The organism is Streptococcus halitosis (assembly GCF_027691175.1).
Classification (GTDB): domain Bacteria; phylum Bacillota; class Bacilli; order Lactobacillales; family Streptococcaceae; genus Streptococcus; species Streptococcus halitosis_A.
This window is the reverse complement of record NZ_JAQFBD010000001.1, coordinates 114,727-140,677: the sequence shown is the minus strand read 5'-3', so window position 1 is coordinate 140,677 and position 25,951 is coordinate 114,727. Positions and strand designations below refer to the sequence as shown.

23 protein-coding genes are annotated in these 25,951 nt (G+C 41.3%); 10 read left to right on the top strand and 13 right to left on the bottom strand.

The features are described 5' to 3' along the window. Window positions 1–64: 64 nt before the first annotated feature. From mnmG to PG086_RS00595, 7 genes are all read right to left on the bottom strand, one after another. The gene (mnmG, locus tag PG086_RS00625; RefSeq protein WP_270747194.1) at window positions 65–1,978 is read right to left on the bottom strand and encodes a tRNA uridine-5-carboxymethylaminomethyl(34) synthesis enzyme MnmG; all 1,914 of its coding nucleotides are present in this window, start codon (window positions 1,976–1,978) and stop codon (window positions 65–67) included. A gap of 8 nt (window positions 1,979–1,986) precedes the next feature. Further along, window positions 1,987–2,442, bottom strand: a complete 456-nt coding sequence (locus tag PG086_RS00620) for an NUDIX hydrolase (protein ID WP_167265766.1) — start codon at window positions 2,440–2,442, stop codon at window positions 1,987–1,989. 140 nt (window positions 2,443–2,582) lie between these two features. Next, window positions 2,583–3,704, bottom strand: a complete 1,122-nt coding sequence (gene mnmA / locus PG086_RS00615; RefSeq protein ID WP_109289575.1) for a tRNA 2-thiouridine(34) synthase MnmA — start codon at window positions 3,702–3,704, stop codon at window positions 2,583–2,585. Window positions 3,705–4,131: 427 nt separating this feature from the next. Then, a complete protein-coding gene (argH, locus tag PG086_RS00610; RefSeq protein ID WP_033584757.1) occupies window positions 4,132–5,523 on the bottom strand; it encodes an argininosuccinate lyase in 1,392 nt (463 codons plus the stop codon). Between the two features lie 27 nt (window positions 5,524–5,550). After that, window positions 5,551–6,747 carry an argininosuccinate synthase gene (locus PG086_RS00605; RefSeq protein ID WP_033584756.1) on the bottom strand — a complete coding sequence of 399 codons (1,197 nt, stop codon included), beginning with the start codon at window positions 6,745–6,747 and terminating at the stop codon, window positions 5,551–5,553. Between the two features lie 15 nt (window positions 6,748–6,762). Continuing rightward, window positions 6,763–7,569: an ABC transporter substrate-binding protein gene (locus tag PG086_RS00600; protein WP_033584755.1), complete on the bottom strand. Its 807-nt coding sequence runs from the start codon at window positions 7,567–7,569 to the stop codon at window positions 6,763–6,765. A gap of 466 nt (window positions 7,570–8,035) precedes the next feature. Beyond that, a complete protein-coding gene (locus PG086_RS00595) occupies window positions 8,036–8,242 on the bottom strand; it encodes a hypothetical protein (protein ID WP_270747185.1) in 207 nt (68 codons plus the stop codon). A gap of 1,038 nt (window positions 8,243–9,280) precedes the next feature. On the opposite strand from PG086_RS00595, the gene PG086_RS00590 reads away from it, so the two are divergent. Next, on the top strand, window positions 9,281–10,144 hold the full coding sequence (locus tag PG086_RS00590; RefSeq protein WP_270747183.1) for a helix-turn-helix domain-containing protein: 864 nt from the start codon (window positions 9,281–9,283) through the stop codon (window positions 10,142–10,144). Window positions 10,145–10,195: 51 nt separating this feature from the next. Here the strand turns inward: PG086_RS00590 and PG086_RS00585 are convergent, their stop codons facing one another. Further along, window positions 10,196–10,828 carry a LysM peptidoglycan-binding domain-containing protein gene (locus tag PG086_RS00585; RefSeq protein ID WP_270747181.1) on the bottom strand — a complete coding sequence of 211 codons (633 nt, stop codon included), beginning with the start codon at window positions 10,826–10,828 and terminating at the stop codon, window positions 10,196–10,198. Window positions 10,829–11,069: 241 nt separating this feature from the next. Between PG086_RS00585 and sdaAB the strand changes: the two genes are divergently transcribed. The 3 genes from sdaAB to PG086_RS00570 are packed head-to-tail and all read left to right on the top strand — an operon-like array spanning window position 11,070 to window position 13,279. Further along, window positions 11,070–11,741 (top strand): L-serine ammonia-lyase, iron-sulfur-dependent subunit beta, encoded by a 672-nt coding sequence (sdaAB, locus tag PG086_RS00580; RefSeq protein ID WP_000555868.1) that lies wholly within the window; start codon window positions 11,070–11,072, stop codon window positions 11,739–11,741. An 8-nt stretch (window positions 11,742–11,749) separates the two neighbouring features. Further along, complete coding sequence (gene sdaAA, locus PG086_RS00575) at window positions 11,750–12,622, top strand: L-serine ammonia-lyase, iron-sulfur-dependent, subunit alpha (RefSeq protein WP_033584753.1); 873 nt, start codon at window positions 11,750–11,752, stop codon at window positions 12,620–12,622. A 27-nt stretch (window positions 12,623–12,649) separates the two neighbouring features. Further along, complete coding sequence (locus PG086_RS00570; RefSeq protein WP_270747179.1) at window positions 12,650–13,279, top strand: HAD-IA family hydrolase; 630 nt, start codon at window positions 12,650–12,652, stop codon at window positions 13,277–13,279. A gap of 91 nt (window positions 13,280–13,370) precedes the next feature. Here PG086_RS00570 and PG086_RS00565 read toward each other — a convergent pair whose 3' ends face one another. Together PG086_RS00565 and PG086_RS00560 are read right to left on the bottom strand one after the other, a co-directional pair. Further along, window positions 13,371–15,221: a polysaccharide biosynthesis protein gene (locus PG086_RS00565; protein ID WP_167265753.1), complete on the bottom strand. Its 1,851-nt coding sequence runs from the start codon at window positions 15,219–15,221 to the stop codon at window positions 13,371–13,373. Between the two features lie 75 nt (window positions 15,222–15,296). After that, on the bottom strand, window positions 15,297–16,127 hold the full coding sequence (locus PG086_RS00560; protein WP_167265751.1) for a glycosyltransferase: 831 nt from the start codon (window positions 16,125–16,127) through the stop codon (window positions 15,297–15,299). Window positions 16,128–16,348: 221 nt separating this feature from the next. Here PG086_RS00560 and PG086_RS00555 point away from each other — a divergent pair, with 221 nt between their 5' ends. The 6 genes from PG086_RS00555 to PG086_RS00530 all read left to right on the top strand — a co-directional run bounded on the left by PG086_RS00555 (window position 16,349) and on the right by PG086_RS00530 (window position 23,457). Continuing rightward, entirely contained in the window at window positions 16,349–17,515 is a 1,167-nt protein-coding gene (locus PG086_RS00555) for a CynX/NimT family MFS transporter (RefSeq protein ID WP_057488867.1), read from the top strand. A gap of 203 nt (window positions 17,516–17,718) precedes the next feature. Beyond that, complete coding sequence (locus PG086_RS00550; protein WP_270747170.1) at window positions 17,719–20,445, top strand: DUF2971 domain-containing protein; 2,727 nt, start codon at window positions 17,719–17,721, stop codon at window positions 20,443–20,445. A gap of 155 nt (window positions 20,446–20,600) precedes the next feature. Continuing rightward, window positions 20,601–20,927, top strand: a complete 327-nt coding sequence (locus tag PG086_RS00545; protein ID WP_000273860.1) for a PadR family transcriptional regulator — start codon at window positions 20,601–20,603, stop codon at window positions 20,925–20,927. After that, window positions 20,914–21,507: a DUF1700 domain-containing protein gene (locus tag PG086_RS00540; protein ID WP_057488933.1), complete on the top strand. Its 594-nt coding sequence runs from the start codon at window positions 20,914–20,916 to the stop codon at window positions 21,505–21,507. The genes PG086_RS00545 and PG086_RS00540 overlap by 14 nt, the downstream gene beginning before the upstream one ends. Next, window positions 21,500–22,432: a DUF4097 family beta strand repeat-containing protein gene (locus tag PG086_RS00535; RefSeq protein ID WP_270747168.1), complete on the top strand. Its 933-nt coding sequence runs from the start codon at window positions 21,500–21,502 to the stop codon at window positions 22,430–22,432. The genes PG086_RS00540 and PG086_RS00535 overlap by 8 nt, the downstream gene beginning before the upstream one ends. A gap of 62 nt (window positions 22,433–22,494) precedes the next feature. Continuing rightward, the gene (locus PG086_RS00530) at window positions 22,495–23,457 is read left to right on the top strand and encodes a DUF6574 domain-containing protein (protein ID WP_057488931.1); all 963 of its coding nucleotides are present in this window, start codon (window positions 22,495–22,497) and stop codon (window positions 23,455–23,457) included. Window positions 23,458–23,519: 62 nt separating this feature from the next. On the opposite strand, the gene PG086_RS00525 is transcribed toward PG086_RS00530, so the two are convergent. The 3 genes from PG086_RS00525 to PG086_RS00515 form a co-directional block, all read right to left on the bottom strand. Then, window positions 23,520–24,380: a DUF4299 family protein gene (locus PG086_RS00525; RefSeq protein WP_270747166.1), complete on the bottom strand. Its 861-nt coding sequence runs from the start codon at window positions 24,378–24,380 to the stop codon at window positions 23,520–23,522. A gap of 120 nt (window positions 24,381–24,500) precedes the next feature. Next, window positions 24,501–25,487: a rhodanese-related sulfurtransferase gene (locus tag PG086_RS00520; protein ID WP_057488929.1), complete on the bottom strand. Its 987-nt coding sequence runs from the start codon at window positions 25,485–25,487 to the stop codon at window positions 24,501–24,503. Window positions 25,488–25,618: 131 nt separating this feature from the next. Then, entirely contained in the window at window positions 25,619–25,915 is a 297-nt protein-coding gene (locus PG086_RS00515; RefSeq protein WP_270747162.1) for a bacteriocin immunity protein, read from the bottom strand. Window positions 25,916–25,951 lie beyond the last annotated feature (36 nt).

The following is a 25,951-nucleotide window of genomic DNA, read 5'->3' as shown; positions in this document are numbered from 1 at the left end:
AAATCAGACTAGAAGGCTAGGCGAAAGCATAACTTAAGTTAGGTGAGCCGAAGCCGACGATGTATCATTTTGATTTTTGAAGAGTTTTAGAAATACTACGATTTTTACCTTCCAGATACACCATCAAAATAGAAATATCTGCTGGATTTACTCCCGAAATACGGCTAGCTTGACCAATGGTTTCTGGATTGATCATTTTGAACTTCTGACGGGCTTCTGTTGCAATGGAGTCAATATCATCCCAGTCAATATTGGCTGGAATGCGTTTTTCTTCCATGCGTTTCATCTTAGCAACCTGATCCATGGCTTTAGAAATATAGCCTTCGTACTTGATTTCTGTTTCAATCAATTCGATAATCTTGTCATCCAAGTCCTCGGCAGCTGGCCCGATGAAGGCCACCACATCTTGGTAAGAAACTTCTGGACGGCGAAGGAATTCTTTGGCTGTCACCGCATCTGTCAACGGCTTGAAGCCCATCTCCTCAACCTTAGCATTGGTTTCCTTGACTGGCTTGAGTTTGATACTGTCTAGGCGCTTCATCTCATTTTCAAATTGATTTTTCTTGATTTCAAAGCGAGCCCAACGTTCATCATCCACAAGACCAATCTCGCGTCCCATCTCTGTCAAGCGCATATCGGCATTGTCATGACGGAGGATGAGACGGTATTCAGCACGACTGGTCAAGAGACGATAGGGTTCAATGGTTCCCTTGGTCACCAAGTCGTCAATCATCACCCCGATATAACCGTCACTGCGCTTCAAAATCAACTCAGGCTTGCCTTGGATTTTCAGAGCCGCATTAATACCAGCGATAATCCCTTGGCCAGCAGCTTCTTCGTATCCTGATGTACCATTAGTCTGACCAGCAGTGAAGAGCCCCGAGATTTTCTTGGTTTCCAGAGTCGCACGCAACTGGTGAGGTAAGACCATGTCGTACTCAATGGCATAACCAGTTCGCATCATCTCAGCATTTTCCAGACCTTTAATGGAATGAACCAGCTCGCGTTGGACATCTTCAGGCAGACTGGTTGAAAGTCCTTGAACATAAACTTCCTCTGTATTGCGTCCTTCTGGCTCAAGGAAGAGTTGGTGACGTTCCTTATCCGCAAAGCGCACAATTTTATCCTCAATCGATGGACAGTAACGAGGTCCTACTCCCTTAACCACACCTGTAAACATAGGTGCACGGTGGAGATTGTTTTGGATAATCTCATGACTGGTACCATTGGTGTAGGTCAACCAACATGGCACCTGGTCCTTGACATAGTCTTCATCACGTGACGTGTATGAGAAGTGATTAGGCGCTTCGTCTCCTGGCTGAATCTCTGTCACATCATAGTTGATAGATGAAGCCTTGACACGTGGAGGGGTTCCTGTCTTGAAACGACCAATTTCGAGTCCCAGTTCCTTGAGATTGTCAGCAAGGTTAATAGAAGCTAGGCTGTGGTTAGGACCTGACGAATACTTGAGATCCCCGATGATGATTTCCCCGCGGAGGGCAGTCCCCGTTGTCACAATTACAGCCTTAGCAGCATACTCTTGATGGGTCGCCGTCCGCACACCAACAACCTTACCATCTTCCACCAAAATCTCATCAATCATGGTTTGACGGAGGGTCAGATTTTCTTGATTTTCAACTGTCTTGCGCATTTCCTTAGAGTAAAGCTCCTTGTCAGCCTGCGCACGAAGGGCGCGAACAGCAGGTCCTTTCCCTGTGTTGAGCATCTTCATCTGGATGTAAGTCTTGTCAATATTCTTGGCCATTTCACCACCGAGGGCATCGACTTCACGCACAACAATCCCCTTGGCAGAACCACCGATCGAAGGGTTACAAGGCATGAAAGCCAGCATTTCGATGTTGATGGTTGCAAGCAAGACCTTACAGCCCATACGGCTGGCAGCCAAGGAAGCCTCAACCCCCGCGTGTCCCGCACCGATTACAATAATATCGTATTCTTCCGTAAAATTATAAGTCATTTTCTCTCCTATTCCTCAAGATGAATGTGTCTTAGTTGGCCGTCCCAATCCGGCAGGGCTGTTTTTAAAAAAGCTGGAACGAGCTGGATATTCTGGAGCTGATCCAAATCAATCCACTCACAAGGCTGCCTTTTTTCATCTTCCTGCATGGTCAATGGGGCATCCTCAAGCAAGTTCACCAGATAATGAAACTCGATGTTGTGATAGGAAACACCGTCCTGTTCAAAACGATTTTCAACCACGAAAGCTAGCTGACCAGCTTGAGCTTTGACACCCAGTTCTTCCCTCACTTCGCGGACTACCGCGTCTTCCGTGCTTTCATTGACTTGAATCGCACCGCCAATAGTGTAATACTTGCCCTTGTCTTTGGTAACTAGGAGCTTGCGATTTTGGACAATCAAAGCTGTCGCCCGAACACCAAAAACAGTATTTCCCACTTTTGTCCGAAAGTCTTGTTGAGTCATTTTTATCCTTTCCCTTAAACGACACAAAAACAGTCAAAACTCGTAAGAAGTGCAGGACAAAAAAGCCTGCAACATCCATGAGCTTTGACCATCATTTCTATTGCTTTTATTATTGTAGCAAATTGAGAAAATTTGTCAATCTAAATGTACTGACAAACTTGTCCATTACGGTAGGCATTGTCAATCAAGCCACCACCGAGACACTCTTCGCCATCGTAAAAGACAACGGCCTGTCCTGGTGTGATGGCGCGTTGCGGTTCCGCAAAGATGACCTCTGCCTTGTCTCCTTTGACATGAACAGTCACCTTTGAATCCGGCTGACGGTAGCGGAATTTAGCCGTGCATTCGAGCGTGAATTCCTCTGGCATGTCACGAGTAAAGTGAACTTGACTGGCCTCTAGGCTGGTTGACATGAGCGAATCATGGTAGAAACCTTGGCCGACATAGAGGATATTCTTGCTGAGGTCTTTTCCGACAACGAACCAAGGGGCATTGTCACCGCCGTGTTGTCCACCGATACCAAGTCCGCCACGCTGACCGATTGTATAATACATCAGACCTGCATGCTCACCCATATCGCGACCATCCACAGTCATCATGCGACCAGGCTGAGCTGGCAGGTAGTTACTGAGGAAGTTTTTAAAGTTCTTTTCTCCGATAAAGCAAATCCCTGTCGAGTCTTTCTTCTTAGCAGTCGCGAGGCCTGCTTCTTCTGCTAGTTTTCGTACTTCAGGCTTTTCCAAATGCCCCAGTGGGAACATGGTTTTTTGGAGTTGTTCCTGCGAAAGTTGACTGAGGAAATAGGTCTGATCCTTGCCATTGTCCACGCCACGAAGCATGTGAACGATGCCATCCTCATCACGCGCCACTCGGGCATAATGCCCAGTCGCTACATAGTCTGCTCCCAAGGTCATGGCATAGTCCAGAAAGGCCTTGAACTTGATTTCCTTGTTGCACATAACATCTGGATTTGGCGTGCGCCCTGCACGGTATTCCGCTAGGAAATACTCAAAAACGCGGTCCCAGTACTCTTTTTCAAAATTAACAGAGTAGTAAGGAATGCCGATCTGGTCTGCCACTGCAGCCACATCCTTGTAATCTTCGGTCGCCGTACAGACGCCGTTTTCATCTGTGTCGTCCCAGTTCTTCATGAAGATACCGATCACATCGTAGCCCTGCTCCTTGAGCAAGAGAGCCGTCACCGACGAATCAACACCACCACTCATCCCAACGACAACACGTGTTTTAGAGTTATCACTCATGGTAAGTCTCCCATCTATTCGTTTGTTCATACCCTTCAAAATTCTATTCATTATGACTTTCAAAAGAATTTCTTTGAGTATCGTCTTTTCGTTTGCTTTTAGGAGTAAAATGGTCTGGGAGACCATTTTAGCCTATCATCTTAAAATGAAAATATGATAGGCAACAAGTCGCGGACATAACTTGAGTTCGCTCAATCAGTCTGGGAGACTGATTGAGGTTATAAATCAGACAAGCTCAGCTTGCATCTCATTGCGAGTTAACGACGTAATAAAAGATAAACGAAATGACTAGTTCACGATTGAAGGTCGTGTGTGCTTCACGATTGAAGGTCGCTTGAGCAGTATTCATTATAACACGCTTGGTTGGAGAAGACAAGAAAGAGGCTGATAAATCATCTCAACCTCTCTTCCTTACTTTGCAAACGAATCAATTTTCCCCTTTAAGTTCTTTCTTCGCTTGTTCTATCTGGTATTTCACTTGCTCAAAGCCGGTTCCTCCTAAGGAATTCCGTCTCTGAACAGCAGTTTCTGGGCGCAAGTAGATATAAATATCCTCTTCAATCAAGGGATGGTAGACTTGCAACTCCTCCAAATCCCAATCTTGGATGTTTTTACCATGCTTGATAGAGTCTAGAACCAATTTCCCTACTATTTCATGCGCTTCTCTAAAAGGGAGGCCTTTTTCTGCCAAATAATCTGCCAGTTCGGTCGCATTCGAAAAATCATTCTCTGTGGATTGCTGCATTTTGGCCTTATTAACCTGCATGCTCGATAGCATACCTGCCAACACATCCAGAGAATTCAAAATCGTTTCTACTGTATCAAACATGCCTTCCTTGTCCTCTTGCAAATCCTTATTGTAAGCCAAAGGCAAAGACTTCATGACGGTCAATAGTCCAAGCAAGTTCCCGTAAACCCTTCCTGTCTTCCCTCGAATCAATTCGGCCATATCAGGATTTTTCTTCTGGGGCATGATAGATGAACCCGTTGAGAAGCTATCAGACAAGCTAATGTACTGATACTCAAAACTGCACCAATTGATGATTTCTTCACAAAAACGGCTCATATGCATCATCAAAATGCTGGCATTTGATAGAAATTCTAAGATGAAATCACGGTCACTCACTGCGTCCAAGGAATTGGTATAGGGTTGTTGGAAACCCAATAAATCACTCGATAATTGACGATCGATTGGAAAAGTTGTCCCCGCCAATGCAGCCGCACCCAGGGGAGATAGGTCCGTATGTTTCAAGTTAAATGCAAAGCGCTCGCTATCCCTTTGAAACATATTGTAATAAGCCATGAGATGGTGGGCAAAACTAATCGGTTGGGCGTGCTGCAAATGAGTATAGCCTGGCATGATGGTTTCCACATGTTTTTCAGCCAAATTCAGCAAAACACTGTTCAGATTCGCCAACTTATCCAAGACATGGCCAAGCTGCTCTTTTAGATATAAGTGCATATCTGTTGCGACTTGGTCATTCCGAGAACGAGCCGTGTGCAGTTTCCCAGCCAGAGGACCGATTTTCTCTGTCAGCAACACTTCCATATTCATATGAATATCTTCATTTGCAATATCAAAATGAAGCTCCCCTGCCTCTAAATCTCGCAACAAAGCTTTCAGACCATCTTGGATCTGCTCTCCCTCTTCCAAGCTTAAAATGCCAGTCTGTCCTAGCATTTGAACATGAGCTAGGGAACCCATCAAATCAAATTTTGCCAGCTGGTGGTCAAAGGAAATACTCGCACCGAACTGTTCTACCCAATCTTCCACAGTACCTTCAAATCGACCACCCCATAATTTTGTATTTTTCGACATATCCTGTCGTCCCTTTCTATCGCGTCACTACTCAACATTTTTCTGAACTTCTGAATAAACCTTAGTCGGAAGCCCCCAAAGCTTGATAAATCCCACAGCAGCATCTTGGTCAAAGGTATCCGCACTAGTATAAGTCGCCAAATTTTCATCGTAAAGAGAATTTGGAGATTTCCGAGCCACTACCTGGGCGTTCCCCTTATAGAGTTTAACTTTTGCAGTTCCATTGACAACTTTCTGTGTCTCCTTGATATAGGCAATCAAAGCCTGAGTTGCTGGGCTAAACCACAAGGCATTATAGATGAGATTGGACAACTCATTTTCGATAATGGGTTTGAAATGCGCTACCTCTCTCACAAGAGTCAAGTCTTCAATTTCCTTATGAGCTGCCAATAAAGTCATAGCACCTGGGCACTCATAAATCTCTCTTGACTTAATACCGACTAGGCGATTTTCCACATGGTCAATACGACCGACACCGTGTTTACCAGCTATTTCATTGAGCTTTTGAATCAAATCCGCCACTTTCATCTTCTCACCATTGAGAGAGATGGGCACCCCGCAGCTAAACTCAATGTCAATAAATTCTGGACTGTCTGGCGCCTCTTCTGGTGAAGATGTGATTCCAAATGCTTCTTCTGGTGCTTGGTTCCAAGGATTTTCCAAAACACCACATTCATTTGCACGTCCCCAAAGATTTTGGTCGACAGAGTAAGGATTGTCAAGGTCAGCTGGAACTGGAACGCCGTTTTCTTTGGCATATTGGATTTCTTCTTCACGAGACCATTTCCACTCACGAACAGGCGCAACTACTTTTAAATTGGGGTCCAAAGCCGCAATAGAGACTTCAAACCGAACTTGGTCGTTTCCCTTACCTGTACAACCATGGACAATTGTGGTTGCCCCCGTCTGATGAGCTATTTCAACGAGTTTTTTTGAAATAAGAGGGCGACTCAGAGCAGATATCAAGGGGTACTTTTGTTCGTAGTAGGCATGAGCCTGAAGGGCCACTAAAACATAGTCATTAGCAAATTCTTCCTTAACATCAATGACATAAGACTCTACAGCCCCAACCTTGAGAGCTTTATCATGGATGAACTCCAAATCTTTTCCTTCACCCACATCCATACAAACAGCGATCACATCATAGTCTTTTTTTAACCATGTAATAGCAACTGATGTATCCAATCCACCTGAATAGGCTAAAATGACTTTTTCCTTACTCATTTCTCTTCCTTCTTTCTATTTTTCGATAGAGGCTTTAAAAGCATCGTCAATCAATTTGTCCAACTCCCCAGAATCCTTCAACTTCTGGATGGTTTTGTCAACCGCTTCTTTCAATTCCTTACTATCTTTTTTCATCGCAACAGCGTAGGAATCTTCTTTGTCATTGTCAAAATCAAACTCAGCGATGGCTAGGTCTGGATTATTCTCTACAAATCCTTTTGCCACTGGTTCCTCAAAGATAACCGCATCCAGTTGTCCTGATTTCAAATCTGTTATCAAATTTCCATTTTTAGGAAGTGAAACGAGAGAAGAATCCTGCAAGGTTTCTTTAGCCAGAGTTTCCTGGATAGAACCTTTCTGCGCTCCAACCTTTTTCTGAGCCAAATCCTTGACTGATTGGTAATTCGTTAATTCAGTTTTTCTTACGATAACCTTATTTTTCGAAGTGTAGTAGGGAATTGAAAAATCGTAAACTTGACTTCTCTCTTCCGTTTTAGAAACACCTGATATGGCAAGATCGGCCTTGCCTGAATCAAGACTAGCTAGTACATTGTCAAAACTCATTGGAGAGAACTCCACTTCTACACCTAGTTCTTTTGCGATGGCTTTGGCTAGCTCAACATCTGAACCTACAATCTGATTTTTCCCATCGACCAATTTCTGGTATTCAAACGGAGCAAACTCTGGATTTAGGGCCACCACCAATTTTCCTTTAGCCTTAATGGCTTCAACACCTTGGGATTGAGTGTTACTACAAGCAAATAATAAGGGAAACATAAGCAAACCAAACATCGTCATCAACACCTTCTTCACTTTATTCATAGAAGAGCCTCCTTTCATTTTTATACTTTATTATTGTATAAATAATACTCTTATCGTTCTCGTTTGTCAAGGGGAAACTGCATTTTATTTCATTTTTATTAAGAAAAAGCTTATTATATGATATATTTTTACATATAATAAGCTTATTTATACTATTTGATTTTTAAAACAATTTGAAGAATTTAGTCGAAATTATACAAATAGAGCATTGCTGAGAAGATCGTTACACTTTTTGTTATAGAGAAACAAAAAAAGAGCCCTAAAGGACTCTCAGAACGTAGACAAACCCTATCAGAGTTGCAAAATTGCTTTTTTGAAGGTTGGCTATAATATAGTAGAAACTCTTAGGAATGCTGATATAATACTATTTTTAAGAGTTTTCTACTTTCTCTAGCAAAAGAAAAAGATTGAAGAAAAAGTCCATTTTGGACAATTTTCTTCAATCTGGACACTTTTCCAATCCAAACTATTCTTTATAGAAAAAAGTCCGATAAATTCGAGCAATAGTTAAAATACAAACAAATATAATACCCAAAATAGATAATACTATTTTCACAAAACTCAGTTCCGAACCTATGACATATATATGAAAAAGAGGGGCTAGTCCTACACATATATACAATAGATAATTTATAAAGTTTATCTCACCAATTCCTGCAAAAAAATGTTTCATTTTAACTATTTTCCTTTTACTCCATTAAATCAGTTTTATTTTAGACTATCATAAAACAATCAATCCTTCAACAAAATCCCTTGGCGAAATACTATTCTAAACCATTGATCGTCCAGACTTCCCTGAATAGAGCTGTCCTAACCATCGAATAGGTCGAAGCCATACATATCCATGCAACTCTACGTTTAGAATTGCTATAAAATAAATGTTTTAGGGTTATTCTAGGTCTTTGATTGCTTAAAATTTTACGTTCTGAAGGATTCTAAAGCTAGAATAGCTCAAAATCACGAGAACTAAGGTATTCGGAGCTTAAGAGGCATACGATTTCCATAGGAATACTCCATTCTTATTAAGCCTAATTAAAATACAATTCTAATAAGTGATCGTTGACTGTGTTTATAGCACTTAGTTACCTAGATAAGATGCTCTTTTTCCCCTAATCATATTTTATAGATGAACAAATTTGCAAACCTACTTTCTTATAAAATATTTAATGACAACATAACTAATAGGGAATGTTAACAGTATCAAAAATATAATTTGAATCTTATAAATATCTGGTTGAAAAAATGAAATATAACAACCCGTCAACAGCAATCCCATGAAAACGACACCAAAAATAAAATCAACTATATAGTCATTTTTATTTCTTTTCAAAAATATCACCCCCTAGCACTATACAAATCTAACACCAATTGGCTAATGATAGCACATTACGTCTCTATATGTCGTAAGCTCCCTCCTCTCTTGATTAAATAACTAGCACATTATATTGGCCAATTCCACGGAAACTGTGAAGCTAAGGTGACCAAGAATGCAAAAAAAGACCAAAAAGCGAAATACTTTTTTATCCATAATGTTTCTCCTATCTTTTTATAGCTATATTATAACTCTTTTCTTAACGTCAAAGATTTTTGTTGGCTTTTTCACAAAATTATTTTAGATTTTTACTTTACTTTAGTTTTTATGCCTTTATGATACAATATTTTTAATAACACAATAAAATATGTTAACTTTTTTCACGAAAAGGAGGAAATCATGCGCTACGATTTTGGAAAGGTCTATAAAGAAATACGTGAGTCAAAAGGACTGACTCAGGAGGAGGTCTGTGGGGGTGTTCTCTCAAGAACCAGCCTATCAAAAATAGAAAGTGGCAAGGCAACTCCTAAATATGAGAATATGGAATTTCTTCTCCGACAAGTCAATATGAGTTTTGAAGAGTTTGACTATATCTGTCAACTTTATCAACCAAGTCAACGCACAGAAATTATGCAAACCTATCTCAATATGAGCTCAATCCTAGGGACTAGTGAACTCGAAAAACTATTTCAAAAATGTCAAGACTACCTTAAAACTCACCACAACCTCCCCATAAAAGAGATACGAGATATGCTAGAAATTGTTATCTATATCCGCCAAAATGGGACTAAAAAACTGTCAATCGAAGTTAATAATACTGTAAAGAAGCTATGGAAGAAGATAGAAAAGCAGGACACTTGGTACGAGAATGACTTAAAAATTCTCAATACCATTCTCTTTACCTTTCCTATAGAACATATCCATCTCATCACTGGAAAAATCTTGCACCGCTTAGAAGTCTATAAAAACTATCAACATTTATATGACTTGCGAATGGCAATTCTACTCAACCTCTCTACCATTTACTTATACAATCAAGATAAAAACATGTGTCAACAAATCTGCTACACTTTACTGGAGGACGCCAAGAACAAGAAAAACTACGATAGACTTGCTATCTGCTATGTCCGTATTGGGATTTGTACGGATGATCCTAAACTTATCCAAAAAGGTTTCTCCCTTCTGGAGCTAACCAATGAGACCTCCATGCTATCTCATCTCCAAAAAGAAGTAGAGACCTATTATCAACCAAAGGAAATATAAAAAAGTCGAGGAAATTCCTCAACTTTTACTTCTTATTCTGTTAGTTCGTTCTTAATACCAACCATTGTTAAGCCAGAAGTTCTTGGCAGCTGTCCATGAACCGTAACGTCCTGCAACGTAGGCATCTGCTACACGTTCTTGGTTTTCAGCTGAGTAGTCACCGTTCAAGTATGAATCTGTCAATTGGTAACGTCCGATGTAACGTCCGTTTGTAGCAGTGTAGCTACCACCTGATTCTTTTTGAGCGATCCATTCTTTGGCTTCTGCTTCAGAACCACTTACAGTAGAAGTTGCTGCAGTGTTGCTTTCTGCTGCTGGTGCTGCAGGAGTTGCAGGTGCAGCTGGGGCTTCATAAGTTGTTGTTGCTGCTGGAGCTTCTTCAACTGTTTCTGTAGCTACTGGAGCTGTTTCTTCCGTTGTTGCTGCTGGAGCTACAGTAGAAGCTGTTCCTTCGATAACCAAAACTTGGTCAACAAAGATAAGGTGAATATCTTTGATGTTGTTTTTTGCTGCCAATTTTTCAACAGTTGTGTTGTACTTCTCAGCGATTTCTGAAAGAGTATCACCTGATTTAACTGTGTAAGTTACAGTTTCTTGTGCAGAGGCAAGAGCTGGGGCAAAGAAAGCAAGCAAAGCTGCTACTCCTGCGATAGTTGTTTTGATTTTTTTAGTTGTTAATGACATATCTAAAAATTCTCCTTCTATTGAATATATCTATGATACCTTTTAAATGTTACTGTTGTTTAACGGTTATATGTAGAAATATTACAAAAATGTTTTATATTTACCGTTTTAAGGAGGTTTTTGTCACAAAAGACCTTATTTTATACTATCTTTAATCATTTTAAGCTTTTGATAAGGGAAATAAGCGCAGAGGTCCATTCTTTGATATAATAGATATAAGAATCTTTGTAAGGGGAAACAGATGCACTCACTTCGTTTTCAATCTGTCTTTGATATTATCGGACCAGTCATGATTGGCCCGTCAAGTAGCCATACTGCTGGTGCTGTTCGTATCGGGAAAATTGTCTCTTCCATCTTTGATGATACGCCGACAGAAGTCGAATTCCAATTATTTAACTCATTTGCCAAAACCTACCGTGGTCATGGAACGGACCTTGCTCTCGTCGCTGGTATTTTAGGTATGGATACGGATGATCCTGATATTCCAAATAGCCTCGAGATTGCCCATAAACGCGGTATCAAGATTGTCTGGACCATTCAGAAAGACAGCAACGCTCCTCATCCTAATACCACTAAAATTACTGTGAAGAATGAACACAAATCCATCAGTGTGACAGGAATTTCCATCGGTGGAGGAAATATCCAAGTTACGGAACTTAACGGCTTTGCTGTCTCTCTCAACATGAACACACCAACCATTATCATCGTACATCAGGATGTTCCAGGTATGATTGCCCATGTTACTGAAGCCCTCTCTCGTTTCGATATCAACATCGCTCAGATGAATGTGACTCGAGAAAAAGCTGGAGAAAAAGCCATTATGATTATAGAAGTCGATAGTCGAAGTTGCGAAGAGGCGATTGAAGAAATCCGAAAAATCCCTCATCTCCACAATGTCAATTTCTTTAAGTAGGAGGAAACATGTTTTATTCTATCAAAGAATTGGTCGAGCAAGCAGATCTAGACTTCCAAGGAAATGTCGCCGAACTCATGATTGCGACAGAATATCAACTAACTGGTCGGGAACGTGCAGAAGTTCTCCTCCTCATGGAACGCAATCTAGAAGTCATGAAAGCCTCTGTCGAGCTCGGTCTCAGTGAAAATAAATCCCGTAGTGGCCTAACGGGCGGAGACGCGGCCAAACTAGACCGCCATCTCAAAAGTGGCAAGGCCTTGTCGGACTTTACCATCCTATCAGCAGCCCGTAATGCCATCGCGGTCAATGAACACAATGCGAAGATGGGCTTGGTCTGCGCCACTCCAACCGCAGGAAGTGCTGGCTGTCTGCCAGCCGTTCTAACTGCTGCTATCCAAAAATTAGATCTTAGTCACGAAGAACAGCTGGATTTCCTCTTTGCTGCTGGTGCCTTTGGACTAGTCATCGCAAACAATGCCTCTATCTCAGGTGCTGAAGGTGGCTGTCAGGCCGAAGTTGGCTCTGCCTCTGCCATGAGTGCCGCAGCCTTGACCTTGGCTGCAGGTGGGACCCCCTATCAGGCTAGTCAAGCTATCGCCTTTGTCATTAAAAATATGCTGGGCCTCATCTGCGATCCCGTCGCTGGTTTGGTCGAGGTTCCCTGTGTCAAACGCAATGCCATGGGGGCTAGCTTTGCCTTTATCGCAGCAGACATGGCCTTGGCAGGTATCGAGTCTAAGATCCCTGTTGACGAAGTCATCGATGCCATGTACCAAGTCGGATCAAGTCTTCCAACTGCCTTTCGTGAAACGGCTGAGGGTGGACTCGCCGCCACACCTACTGGTCGTCGCCTACAAAAAGAAATCTTCGGAGAATAAGCTTATCTATATCTATTAGGAGAAACTATGCCCTCTATCTCAGCAATCTTTTTTGATCTGGACGGAACCCTGGTTGACAGTTCCATCGGGATACACAATGCCTTTACCCATACCTTTAAAGAGCTAGGAGTTCCAAGCCCTGATGCCAAAACCATTCGTGGTTTTATGGGACCGCCACTTGAAAGTAGTTTTGCAACATGCCTTCCCAAGGAACAAATCTCAGAAGCTGTTCAAATCTATCGTTCTTACTACAAGAGAAAAGGCATCCACGAAGCCCAACTCTTCCCCCGAATAACGGAATTGCTTCAAGAGCTTTCGCAAAACTACCCTCTCTACATCACTACAACAAAGAATACTCCTACTGCTCATGATATGACTAAAAATCTGGGAATCCATCATTTCTTTGACAGCATTTACGGTTCCAGTCCTGAAACGCCACACAAGGCGGATGTCATCCGTTTTGCCTTGCAAACGCATCAACTCCATGCAGACCAAGTCCTCATCATCGGGGACACCAAGTTTGATATGATCGGAGCCCAAGAAACTGGCATTAAAAAGTTTGCTGTTACTTGGGGATTTGGAGAAGAGGCTGATCTAATCAGCTATCAGCCTGACTGGATTGCCCGTACCATTGACGATATCATTAAGCAACTATAAATAATACAACGATTTGAAATTACAGAGTAAAAAGGCCAAGGTCCTGTACAAACAGAACCTTGGCCTTTTATTTATAATTAGTTGGGCGATCTTACTCAACGTGGGTTGTCTCATTTGCAAAGGAAATAATCGCTTCTTTGAGCTCATCTCCACTGAGTGAACGGAATTCTTCAATCTTTTGATCGATGGCTTCTAGAGGCATGACGTTAACCTTACCAACGAAAATCTTATCCATGACTTGGTTATCAACCAATTCGGTCGAAACCAAGAGTTCTTCGTAAAGTTTTTCGCCTGGACGAATACCGACTTCAACGATTGGAATTTCACTTTCTGTGTGCCCGCTTAGAAGGACCATTTTCTTAGCCAAGTCGTAGATCTTGACCGGTTTGCCCATATCAAGGATAAAGACTTCTCCGTCCTTGGCATAAGCGCCAGCATGGATGACCAGACGGCTAGCCTCTGGAATGGTCATGAAGTAACGTGTCATACGGAAGTCTGTCACCGTTACAGGACCACCTTCAGCAATCTGGCGTTCAAAAACAGGAATCACGCTACCACGGCTACCAAGAACATTCCCAAAACGAACTGCACAGTAGGTTGATTTGCTACGTTGGTTAAAGCCAGTGACAATCAACTCTGCCACGCGCTTAGTCGCCCCCATAACATTCGGCGGATTAACCGCCTTGTCAGTCGAAATCATGACCATCTTAGGTACTTTGGCCTCATCAACAGCCTTGGCAACATTGTAGGTCCCGAGGATATTGTTCTTGAAGGCTTCTTTTGGATTGCGCTCCATCATTGGAACATGTTTGTGGGCTGCAGCATGGTAGATGATAGCTGGTTTGTACTGTTCAAACACTTGTAAAAGACGATCATAATCCTGAATATCTGCAATGACAGGAACATAATCAATCCCTTGGAATTTACGAATCAACTCATGATAAATAAGGTAGATTGAATTTTCACCATGTCCAAGCAAGACGATACGCTCTGGGTTGAAGCGGCTAATCTGGCGACAAATTTCCGAACCAATCGAACCACCAGCTCCTGTCACCAAGATGGTCTTGCCTGTAATCTCAGTACCCAGACGTGATTCGTCAAGGCGAATTTCCTGACGGCCCAAAAGGTCCGTGATATCAATTTTTTGGAAACCACTACCCGATTGATGTAAACCTTGAACAACCGTCTCAACTTTAGGCATCTTGTAACATTTGACACCTAGTTTATTACACATCTGCAAGATACGTTCATACTCTGATGGATCAAGCGAAGGGATTGCTACGATAACACGCTCGATTTGGTGACGTTTGGCCAATTCAGGTAGATTGTCATAAGAGCCTAGGACTGGGATTCCACCTAGTTTTTGCCCTTTTTTCTTTTCATCATTGTCCAAAATCCCCACTATCTCAAGCTCGCTGGTTGGATGTTGATAGCTATTCATAAAGAGGGCACCACCATCTCCCGCACCAATCAAGAAGGTACGGCGATGCTCTCCATCTCCACTACCCTTTTTACGTTTAGAATAAATCAACTGCCAGGTGATGCGAGGAAGCAAGATGAGGAAGGTACTCAACAAAATGAAGAGCACGATGAAACGAATAGAAAATAATGGAAGAAAGGCATAGCAGATTCCATAAGAAAGAACACTGCTGAGAGTCACTCCAAAAAAGATTTTCATAAAATCCGTAATCTTACTGTAGCGACTAATACTAGCATTCAGCCCCCAAAATGCAATTATGATTTGATAGAGAAGGAAGGCTAAAAGAGTGTAGATCACATAGTCCACAGGCGCAGGATTTATAAGGCCATAAAACAAGATATAAGATACGATGATGGAAACCACCATACTCAGAATATCAAATATCCCCCAAAATACTTGTTTTTGCTGTTTATTTAAAATTTCAACCAGATCAATCACGTAATCTGTTAGTTTTTTATTCATAGGAATTTACTCCCCCTTAAAAGAGTCAGATGATACTATTGTTATGATAACCCGAATCGTTCAATCTATCAGGTCTTACTTGCTCTTTCTTAAAAGTTTGACAAAGATAAACTGACGAACAAAACCTGGACAAAGTGCAACAATTGCCTGAATGAACATACTTTTAGCATATTCCCTGTAAGAAATTTGCCCTCGCTCCAGCATCCGTTGGCGAGCTTGACGATAGAATTTAAGGTAACGCAAGCCACCTCGACGCTCAAACATCCCTGCACCTACACGAACCTTACACAAGATTTGATCTAGGTTGCCAGTCTTGGCACCTGCCGTAATCATATTGAGCCAAAGGAGATCATCCTCCATATAAAGCCCGTCTTCGTAGTTGCCCGCCTTGAGGACCATGTCCTTTTTGAACATGACTGTCATATGGTTAAAGGCGCTTCTCATTCTCTGATAAGCCACAATGTCTGCGTGCTGAGTTGGAACACGACGATAAGACACGATCTCATCTGGATTATCAATAAACTCTGCAATCTGCCCGCCTAAGAGATCGAGATTTTCTTTCTCCATTAGTTGAAGCTGTTTCTCAAAACGATCCGGAACGGCTAAATCATCCGTATCCATGCGGGCAATAATGTCATGCTGGCACTGCAAAACACCGTAACGAAGAGCCAAGCCTAAACCTTGATTTTGCTCTACGGGGCACCGTTTCACTGGAATGTCTGACTGAGCTTCCACTTCATCTAGCACCTGATAGAGCTCAGGCGTGAGGGGCCCATCCTCAACAAGAACAAGTTCACTCGGTTTCAAGGTTTGATTTTGAACACTTTTGATAGCATCTCTCAAAAACGTCGGGTTTTCCTTTACATAGACCGACATCAAGACGCTGATTTTTTGCTTTTCAGGCACCGTTTTTCTCCAATATATAGATTTCCTTCCACTATTTTATCACAAATTTTCTCACTTTCCTATTTTTATATCAAATCAAGGAAAATTCTAGTAAAGAAATGTATCTCCTTTCACTCTATTCTCGCTTAAATTAATCGAACTTTCTTAGCTGTCATTACTTGACATTATATAGAAAAAAACTTAAAATAAGCTGTTATTAAAATCATCCTATCGAGGTTTTTATGAAAAAACAATCACTCTTTTTTATCCTAGGAATTGTCTTAATCGGGACTGTTTTACGCTCTCCTTTCACTGCTCTTCCAACCATTTTAGGAGATATCGCTCAGGGATTAGGAGTGGAGGTTAGTTCTCTTGGGATTTTAACCAGTCTCCCTCTCTTGATGTTTGCTCTTTTCTCGGCTTTTGCGAGCCGCTTGGCACAAAAGATCGGGTTAGAACATCTCTTTACTTACTGTCTTCTCCTCTTAACTGTTGGCTCTGCCATTCGTATCTTCAATCTTCCCCTTCTCTATCTGGGAACTCTGATCATCGGAGCGAGCATCGCCATTTTCAATGTACTCCTCCCAAGTATGATCCAGGCAAATCAGCCTCAAAAGATTAGTTTCCTAACAACTCTCTATGTCACTGCCATGGGAATTTCGACAGCCATCGCTTCATATCTTTCGGTCCCTATCACCCAAGCTAGTTCTTGGAAGGGCCTCATCCTCGTTCTCAGCTTTCTCTGTCTGGTCACTCTGCTAGTCTGGTTGCCAAATCATCGCCACAACCACTATCTAGAAGGCCAAAAAGAAAAGCAAGTCAAAGAAAATATTCTAAAAAGTAAAGATGTCTGGGCCATCATTATCTTTGGTGGTCTTCAGTCCTTGCTCTTTTATACGAGCATGACCTGGCTTCCAACGATTGCTATTAGTGCTGGTCTTTCTAATAGTGATGCGGCTCTTCTAGCTTCTATCTTCTCGCTGATCAGCATTCCTTTTTCAATGACTGTTCCAAGTCTGACGACTCATCTGTCAGACGGCCACCGTCGAATCATGCTAACAATTATCTCTATCGCTGGGATGACAGGAATTGCCATGCTCTTGTATCCAAGTAGCAGTTTCCTCTACTGGTTAGTCGTCCACCTCTTGATTGGAACGGCCTGCAGCGCCCTCTTCCCCTACCTCATGGTTTGTTTTTCTCTTAAAACCAGTTCGCCTGAAAAGACGGCTCAGCTATCAGGACTAGCGCAAACAGGGGGCTACATCTTAGCAGCTTTTGGTCCTACCTTGTTTGGTTACAGTTTTGAACTTTTCCAATCTTGGATCCCAGCTGTCCTTGCCCTTCTAGTCATCGATATCATCATGACCGTCTCACTCTTTATGGTGGATCGGGCGGATAAGATTCTTTAATTCTTCTAAAATCCATCACAGCTATAAACAATGCAAAGCCAGACTCTGTCTGGTTTTTTAGGCGTTTCTATCAAGAAAAAGCACCATCCATCTGTTAGCAGAAAGGTAGTGTTTTTGATATAATAAGATGTATAGAAACTAATTGTCATGCGAAAAATAAATTAGTTTATAAGATAGCTACTATTTTAAGCGAGGTGCATAGAATGGATGAACAGAAATACAATTTGGATCAAAGTAAAGCAGATTTAGATAAGCTCTTTGACTTATCAACCAAGGAGACAGATAAGACTGCCTGTGAAGCTCTAGCAGAAAAAGCAAGAAATATTTATGAACAATATCCTGAATCAGAAGACATTGCGTTGCGGTATGCTAGGATTTTGGTTAATTTATCAACCAAGCAAACTGAGTTGAAAGAACTAGAGGCTACTGTCGAAAAATTAGAGAAATTACAGCAACAATTCCAGGATTCACATGATAGAGCTTTACGTTATGCTAGGATTTTGGTTAATTTATCAACCAAGCAAACTGAGTTGAAGGAACTAGAGACTACTGTTGAAAAATTAGAGAAATTACAGCAACAATTCCAGAATTCGCCTGATATAGCTTTACGTTATGCCAGGATTTTGTTCAATTTGTCAACCAAGCAAACTGAGTTGAAAGAACTAGAGGCTACTGTCGAAAAATTAGAGAAATTACAGCAACAATTCCAGGATTCACATGATATAGCTTTACGTTATGCCAGGATTTTGTTCAATTTGTCAACCGAGCAGACTGAGTTGAAGGAACGGAAGGCTACTGCTAAAAAATTAGAGAAATTACAGCAACAATTCCATAAATCACATGATATAGCTTTGCCGTATGCCAGGATTTTGTTCAATTTGTCAACCAAGCAAACTGAGTTGAAGGAACTAGAGACTACTGTCGAAAAATTAGAGAAATTACAGCAACAATTCCAGGATTCACATGATATAGTTTTGCAGTATGCCAGGATTTTGTTCAATTTGTCAACCAAGCAAACTGAGTTGAAAGAACTAGAGGCTACTGTCGAAAAATTAGAGAAATTACAGCAACAATTCCATAAATCACATGATATAGCAGAAGCATTTGCTAGGATTTTGGTTAATTTATCAACCAAGCAAACTGAGTTGAAAGAACGGAAGGCTACTGCTAAAAAATTAGAGAAATTACAGCAACAATTCCATAAATCACATGATATAGCAGAAGCATTTGCTAGGATTTTATTCAATTTATCAAATAAGCAGACTGAGTTGAAGGAACTCGAGACTACTGTCGAAAAATTAGAGAAATTACAGCAACAATTCCATAAATCACATGATATAGCTTTGCCGTATGCTATGATTTTGTTCAATTTATCAACCGAGCAGACTGAGTTGAAGGAACTCGAGACTACTGCCGAGGAATTAGAGAAATTACAGCAACAATTCCAGGATTCACATGATATAACCTTGCAGTATGCCATGAGTTTGTTCAATTTATCAAATAAGCAGACTGAGTTAAATAAACTCAAAACCACTGCTAAAAAATTACAGGAATTGCATGAACATGAACCCTTCCGAGAATCTGAAGAAATTGCTTTTATATATGGTATGGTCTTAGCAAGCTTATTTAATCATCAAACGGAGTTAGATGAACGTCTTCAAACCAAAGAAATAATTGAAGATCTCTATGAACAATTCTCCAACTTTATGTTACAAAACTTTGATGACCTATTTTTTCGTGATGATAATGTTTGTAACAGTGTTGCTTATAAACTATTCAACTTTATCCTAAGGGAAGGTCTTTTAAAGAATACTAAATATGCTATCTTACAAAAATGGGCAGATTGTTATAAAGAAGACTCGATTGAACTAAATAACTTGCTATCAATTTATCAACTTGTTCAGAAAATCAAATATCAACTGGGATTAAAAGACGAGGATAAAAATCAGGTGCTTAAATTCGGCCATTACACCAAGGGAAGCACTCTCCAAATTATGTTAGATCAAGAGGAGAATGAAAAGAAGAAAGGTTATTTTTCAGTATCTGGAAAAACTCGCCTGTATAATGCAAATTATATGAATGATCCTGAGGAAGGAATCGTCATAGAACAGATGTTGGGCTTAGATAGACGAGATGTTTTGGAACCAAGCTCCTGGTTTTTAATGAGTTTTACTAGTAAAACAGATGACCTAGCCATGTGGTCTCAGTATGGTGATGACGCTAAAGGTGTTTGTCTAGTACTTCGGGAAGATGATTTTTCAAGATTTACTTCCTTCAATGATGTTTCTTGGCGTCAAGAAAAAAACTTTTTAGAATTCTCTGATAAGATGTATTTAATGAAATCTGAATTAGATAGTGGTTTTGAAAGATCTATCTCTCGGAATGAAAGCGAAAATTCAGTCAATGCAGTTAATGGCGAAGGAACTGAAACGAATCCTGAAGAAAAAGATAGTGCTTCAAAAGGAAATGTAGATTATCTCTACCGAATTGCCTATGTTAAAAATATACGTGAAGATATAGAACTTGAACAAACCGAACTATTTGATAGGTCCGAAATAAAAGATTTAGAAAGCTTATTGAATAGTTTAAAAGAAAAACTAGATATCGGTTCAAAAGTCACGGAGGAGAATTATCAAGATGCCATCTCTGAATGTATCGAAGAAATTCGCTACTTATTTAAATCTGTCGATTACAAATATGAAAACGAACTTCGTATCTTACGCTATGCTAATCTAGACCCAAATAATAAGGAAATCAAAATTGACAAAACCTCTGGAGTAGGTAAACTTTATATAGAACGAAAAAATTCAATTCAAATCGGTGAAGTTATTTTCGGTCCTAAGTTTCCGAATCCTGAATACGTTACCCCTTTATTGAAACTTTTGGATAAGAAAATTAAGTATAAGAAATCTATGATAAAATTTAGATAAAGACTGACAATACCCTCTAAACTTCTAGTTTATACTAGGAGTTTTTTATATGTAAAATTTTTACACATATTTCTTGACAGGGCTTTCAACTTGAGATACAATATATTTGAAAAGAGTATATATAAAATTTTTATATAATATAAAGGAGGTTTCCCATGTACTTCCCAACATCTTCTGCCTTGATTGAGTTTCTCATCTTGGCTGTACTGGAGCAGGGGGATTCTTATGGTTATGAGATTAGTCAAACCATTAAGCTCATCGCCAATATCAAAGAATCTACGCTCTATCCCATTCTCAAAAAATTGGAAGCCAGTGGCTTTCTGACCACCTACTCTAGAGAGTTTCAGGGGCGTATGCGCAAATACTACTCCTTGACCAATCGGGGCGTAGAGCAGCTCGTTACTCTAAAGGAAGAGTGGACGCTCTATACCGACACCGTCAACGGCATCATAGAAGGGAGTATCCGCCATGACAAGAACTGACTATCTGACTCAGTTAGAAACCTATCTCCATAAACTGCCTGAAGCTGACCGCATCGAAGCTATGGACTACTTTAAGGAACTATTTGACGATGCTGGCCCAGAGGGCGAAGAGGAGCTCATTGCCAGTCTGGGCACTCCAAAAGAAGCGGCTCATGATGTCCTCTCTAACCTCCTCAATAAGAAGGTCAATGAAGCCCCTGCTCAAAAGAATGACCGCCAACTGCTGCACATTGCACTCTTGGCCTTACTAGCAGCCCCTATCGGAATCCCTGTTGGAATTGCAATTATCTTAACCATTATCGGGCTTTTTATCGCGGCTGTCTCTGTCATTCTAGCCTTTTTCACCGTCTCTGTGACGGGTATCCTGCTGGGCGGAATCTTTATCGTAGAGAGCTTTAGTGTTCTGGTCGAAGCCAAATCTGCCTTTATCTTAATTTTTGGGGCTGGTTTGCTTGCTATCGGTGCTTCTTCTCTTGTTCTACTGGGCATCTCCTATGTAGCTCGTTTCTTTGGCCTCCTGGTCGTCCGCTTGGTGCAATGGATTCTTAAAAAAGGAAAGAGAGGTGACAGACATGCGTAAATTGACAAAAGGATTTCTCATCTTTGGTGTGGTTTCCACGATCCTTGGTTTTATCATGATTATTGTAGGTGCCCAGTCCAATGGTATTCAAAGTTTACTTGCCATGTCAAAAGACCCCGTCTATGACAATCGTATCGAAAAAGTAACCTTTGGAAATGAAGTGGAAAAACTTGATTTAGCCCTTGAGGAACATAGCCTAACCATCACAGAGTCTGTAGATGACAAGATCCACATCACCTATCATCCTTCTGTGTCTGGTCGTCACGATCTGACTACTGGCATGAGTGACAAAACACTGAGCGTCACTGACAAACAAGCCTCCCAACATCGCTTTCTCGGTTCAGGAATCGAAGGCCTACTTCGTATTGCCAGCAGTTATTCTCACCGTTTTGACGAAGTCATTCTCTCTCTCCCTAAAGGAAGAAGGCTGCAAGCTATCACCGTCTCAGCCAATCGTGGACAGACCACTATCCGGCAAGCCAACCTTGAAAATGCGACAATTAAAACAAAAGGCTATCTCTTAAGAATAACAGAAAGCTCTATCAAAAACAGTACACTAACGACACCTCGTATTATCAATATCTTTGATACCGAATTGACAGATAGTCAGGTCAAGACCGAAGAGGAACACATCTATGCTGAAAATATCAAGGTCCGTGGTAAGGTTGAGATAGACTCTCATAACGACTTAAGACTCTTTCTTTCTAAGGCAGAATTCGATCGTATCAATCTAGATATTTCTTCTCAGCATGGCGGTATTTATCGTAAAGCTCAAAGAGAACACCCTAGACAAAAAGAGAATGAATTTGCCAACCCCTACAAGACAGACAAAGCAGATGTTAAGGATATGCTCATTATAAAAGCCAATCAGGATATCTACCTACCTAAGGAAGAAGAGTACTCTGCTCCACCTAGAAATCATTGACAAAAACGCTTTCATCTGCTAGTCTAAAGATAGAAAACGATCATAAAAAAGGAGGTTCCACCATGACACAAGAATGGTTTGAAAGCGCCGATCTTGAGAAGAAATCAGCTCAGTCGAAATCGGAAATCCAGCCCGACCAACCAGAGACTTCGGAAATTGTAGAGACCGAATCACAAGCAAACCAAGAAACTCCTATCTCACCTAAAGAGTCGGAAAGGCATGAGGAGGAAGCTCCCGAAACGATAGAAGAAACCCAAACCGAGGAAGAGGGAGAAGGGAAAGCTGAAGAAGAACGCAACCAAGAAAAACCTGCAAAAGAGAAAAGCATCCTCAGCAAGGCTTTAGAAAGCCCCTATATCCCAGATATTGACCCTCGTAAAACAGCCCGATTCAAAGAAGAAATCACACTGTTTTGGACTTGGCTGCTGGATGCTATCCAAGAACCAACTGCTAGCAAGACTACGGACCAAAAGCATCGTTACAGTGTCTTTGCACTACTCACCTTGCTGTCTTCTATTAATCTTTTCTTTAGTATCTATCATATCAAACGCCTCTACTATGGCTATATGGCCTCTATTGCCAATAATTTACCTAATCAGCTCCCTCCTTTAGATCTCTTTGCTGGACTTTCTATCTTGGTTGCTAGCGCTCTATTCTACTTTTCTATCATTTTGGGAGGCTTTACTGTCCGACGTGTACTGGACCAGGAGAGCGACTTCACATTCCAAGAAGCTTGCGATCGTTACAGCCGACTCTTTGCTATCCCGCTTGTCCTAACAGCTCTAGCAAGTTTCTTTGCACTTTTTGGTGGCTTGCGATTCGCTGGCATCCTCACTCTTCTAAGCATGACCATCTTTGCCCTTGGAAATCTCTTTGTGATTAGCAAGCCAAGTAAGACTAGTAGCCTTGACCCATTTTATCGATTCTTGCTAGCTGTCTTACTTGATGGCGCTATTCTATTCCCCTTCTTCATTGCAGAGCTCGCGCTGACAGTTGACTACCTTCGCATCCTGACCTTCTTTTAACCAAAATCCCTGCCATTTGTTAATGACAGGGATTTTTATGCTTACTCTTTTTTGAGCCGTGGCTACTTGACGGCTGCCAATTCCTCAAAGTCTTGTCCTAGGATGGGTTGTACTTCTAATTGATTAGCATCTAGTTGCTGATAAAATGCTGTTGGTAATGACTCTAGGAATCTTGCATAATCCAAGCGAGCGATGGCTTCATAGTCTTCTGCTTTTGAGCCATCACCAGAAATCGTCACTAGGTCAATCTCCCAAATAAGCTCCTTGCCTGCCAGCTGCTCGGTATAAGGAGCTGGTACAAAGGGTTCCTTTGGTAAAATCGTCTTGACTCCCTGGGCTAGGTGATAGATACCGTGTACCTTGCCTTGGGCGTCTGGGTAAAATTTCACACTGGCAAGGTAGGCATCAGATCCTTGAACCTTCTTGACTAGCTCTTCAAAACGTGCCAATCCATCCTCAGCCAAAAAGCTCTCGAGGTATTCCTTGTTGAGATAGATAGGGGACAAGAGTCCTTGGCAGTATACCAGACGAGCCGCCTTATCCGCTAGATAATGCTTGACTGTTTGTCGGAAATAAGCTTCAAAGTCAAATCCTTCTAGCCCTTCTGCCACTTGCCCCAACTTGCTTGATAGGGCTTGGAGGAGAGCTTCTACAATCTCCCAGTCCGCTCTAGTAAGGAAGTCTGGAATCACTACTTGATAGCCTTTTCGACTATCCGCATAGTTCACCTTGAAGAGAAATTGCGACTGACCTACAATCCCACACTCGATATACTCGAGACGATTGAGGGGCTGACGGAGATAGACCGCATCATAACTGTGTGACTCCAAGCCCTCCACCAAGGCTAAAATAGACTTGGCAGTCAAGACCTCCTGTTGTCCTAGAATGCTTTCTTTATTTGGGATAAAAAATGTTTTCGCCATAACTGGCCTCCTTTGAAATCGTTTACATATAGTATACCCTATTTTCCTGAAAGATACAGAAACAAATTTTAGATTTTTAGATAAAAAGCATAGAAAAACAGCCCTTAGGGGCTGTTTGCTTTATACTGTAGCGGCTTGATCCAAGCTTTCACCGATAGCTGCTAGGCGCTCGATTACTTCTGCTTGTGTCAATTCATTTTCTGAAACATAGCGGTTGCGTGAGTGAACACGGCACTCGTGTGAGCAGCCACGAAGGTACTTGTCTTCATTTTCTTCTGATGTTAGGATACGACGGTTACAGAAGGGATTTCCACAATTGACATAACGTTCACATGGTGTTCCATCAAACCAGTCTTTCCCTACGATGGTAGGGTTGACATGGTTAACATCAACTGCGATACGCTCGTCAAAGACGTACATTTTCCCATCCCAAAACTCACCTTGAACTTCTGGGTCTTTACCATAAGTTGCGATTCCTCCGTGCAATTGACCAACATCTTTGTAGCCTTCACGGACCATCCAGCCTGAGAATTTCTCACAGCGAACTCCACCTGTACAGTAAACCACGACACGCTTGTCCATGAATTTTTCCTTGTTATCACGAACCCATTGTGGCAACTCACGGAAGTTGCGGATGTCTGGGCGAATAGCTCCACGGAAGTGTCCTAGATCGTACTCATAATCGTTACGCGTGTCAAGGACAACGGTATCTTCGTCAAGAAGGGCTTCTTTGAACTCTTTTGGAGACAAGTAAGCACCTGTTGTTTCAAGTGGGTTGATGTCATTGTCAAAATCATTGTCTTCCAAACCAAGGTGGACAATTTCTTTCTTGTAGCGAACAAACATCTTCTTGAAGGCTTGTTCATTTTCTTCGTCAATCTTGAACCAGAGGTCTTCCATGCCTGGGAGGCTATGAACGTAGTCCATGTATTTTTGAGTTGTTTCGTAGTCACCTGAAACAGTCCCGTTAATTCCCTCGTCAGCGACTAGGATACGGCCTTTGAGACCGATTGATTTACAGAAAGCCAAGTGGTCTGCCGCAAATTGCTCTGCGTTTTCAATTGGAGTATAGAGGTAGTAAAGTAAGACACGAATATCTTTTGCCATAAGATTTGTTCTCTTTTCTATTCTTAAATTTTCAGAATTTTTCATTCAACTATTCTAGTATACCCACTTGAGAAAACGAATGCAATTTATTTGACCGGAAATTGTATAGAGAGATCTGCCACTGCACTTCATCAGTAACCATAGCGAATCGCAGATAATTCTCTCAATTTTTTGATTTGCTTAGCTTGACTTTCTGACAAACCCAGATTGTTATCAATTAACACACGTGAGATGTCGACGTTCATTTGACTCAGAATAAATGGAGTAGAGGTTCCATCATCCTCTAATCGTTTTTTATAAATCACTAACTGATTTTTCAGGGGAGCAAGTTGAGGCGCAGCCTTTATATCTTCCAATAGATGATCAATGATGGTCATCGCTTCACAACGCCTTTCGCTTCCTCCAGCGAACCATTTTAATGGTGTCATTCTCATTTTCCTCCTGAAATTCGCTGATAAATTGAA

What these genes read in the sequence shown, in the direction of transcription:
- sdaAA (WP_033584753.1), top strand. Translation starts at nt 11,750, where the DNA reads ATGTTTTATTCTATCAAAGAATTGGTCGAGCAAGCAGATCTAGACTTC.
- PG086_RS00540 (WP_057488933.1), top strand. Translation starts at nt 20,914, where the DNA reads ATGACAAGAACTGACTATCTGACTCAGTTAGAAACCTATCTCCATAAA.
- PG086_RS00600 (WP_033584755.1), bottom strand. Translation starts at nt 7,569, where the DNA reads ATGAATAAAGTGAAGAAGGTGTTGATGACGATGTTTGGTTTGCTTATG.
- PG086_RS00515 (WP_270747162.1), bottom strand. Translation starts at nt 25,915, where the DNA reads ATGACACCATTAAAATGGTTCGCTGGAGGAAGCGAAAGGCGTTGTGAA.
- PG086_RS00555 (WP_057488867.1), top strand. Translation starts at nt 16,349, where the DNA reads ATGAAAAAACAATCACTCTTTTTTATCCTAGGAATTGTCTTAATCGGG.
- PG086_RS00620 (WP_167265766.1), bottom strand. Translation starts at nt 2,442, where the DNA reads ATGACTCAACAAGACTTTCGGACAAAAGTGGGAAATACTGTTTTTGGT.
- PG086_RS00590 (WP_270747183.1), top strand. Translation starts at nt 9,281, where the DNA reads ATGCGCTACGATTTTGGAAAGGTCTATAAAGAAATACGTGAGTCAAAA.
- PG086_RS00520 (WP_057488929.1), bottom strand. Translation starts at nt 25,487, where the DNA reads ATGGCAAAAGATATTCGTGTCTTACTTTACTACCTCTATACTCCAATT.
- mnmA (WP_109289575.1), bottom strand. Translation starts at nt 3,704, where the DNA reads ATGAGTGATAACTCTAAAACACGTGTTGTCGTTGGGATGAGTGGTGGT.
- PG086_RS00525 (WP_270747166.1), bottom strand. Translation starts at nt 24,380, where the DNA reads ATGGCGAAAACATTTTTTATCCCAAATAAAGAAAGCATTCTAGGACAA.
- mnmG (WP_270747194.1), bottom strand. Translation starts at nt 1,978, where the DNA reads ATGACTTATAATTTTACGGAAGAATACGATATTATTGTAATCGGTGCG.
- PG086_RS00605 (WP_033584756.1), bottom strand. Translation starts at nt 6,747, where the DNA reads ATGAGTAAGGAAAAAGTCATTTTAGCCTATTCAGGTGGATTGGATACA.
- PG086_RS00565 (WP_167265753.1), bottom strand. Translation starts at nt 15,221, where the DNA reads ATGAATAAAAAACTAACAGATTACGTGATTGATCTGGTTGAAATTTTA.
- argH (WP_033584757.1), bottom strand. Translation starts at nt 5,523, where the DNA reads ATGTCGAAAAATACAAAATTATGGGGTGGTCGATTTGAAGGTACTGTG.
- PG086_RS00535 (WP_270747168.1), top strand. Translation starts at nt 21,500, where the DNA reads ATGCGTAAATTGACAAAAGGATTTCTCATCTTTGGTGTGGTTTCCACG.
- PG086_RS00545 (WP_000273860.1), top strand. Translation starts at nt 20,601, where the DNA reads ATGTACTTCCCAACATCTTCTGCCTTGATTGAGTTTCTCATCTTGGCT.
- PG086_RS00530 (WP_057488931.1), top strand. Translation starts at nt 22,495, where the DNA reads ATGACACAAGAATGGTTTGAAAGCGCCGATCTTGAGAAGAAATCAGCT.
- PG086_RS00595 (WP_270747185.1), bottom strand. Translation starts at nt 8,242, where the DNA reads ATGAAACATTTTTTTGCAGGAATTGGTGAGATAAACTTTATAAATTAT.
- PG086_RS00550 (WP_270747170.1), top strand. Translation starts at nt 17,719, where the DNA reads ATGGATGAACAGAAATACAATTTGGATCAAAGTAAAGCAGATTTAGAT.
- PG086_RS00585 (WP_270747181.1), bottom strand. Translation starts at nt 10,828, where the DNA reads ATGTCATTAACAACTAAAAAAATCAAAACAACTATCGCAGGAGTAGCA.
- PG086_RS00570 (WP_270747179.1), top strand. Translation starts at nt 12,650, where the DNA reads ATGCCCTCTATCTCAGCAATCTTTTTTGATCTGGACGGAACCCTGGTT.
- sdaAB (WP_000555868.1), top strand. Translation starts at nt 11,070, where the DNA reads ATGCACTCACTTCGTTTTCAATCTGTCTTTGATATTATCGGACCAGTC.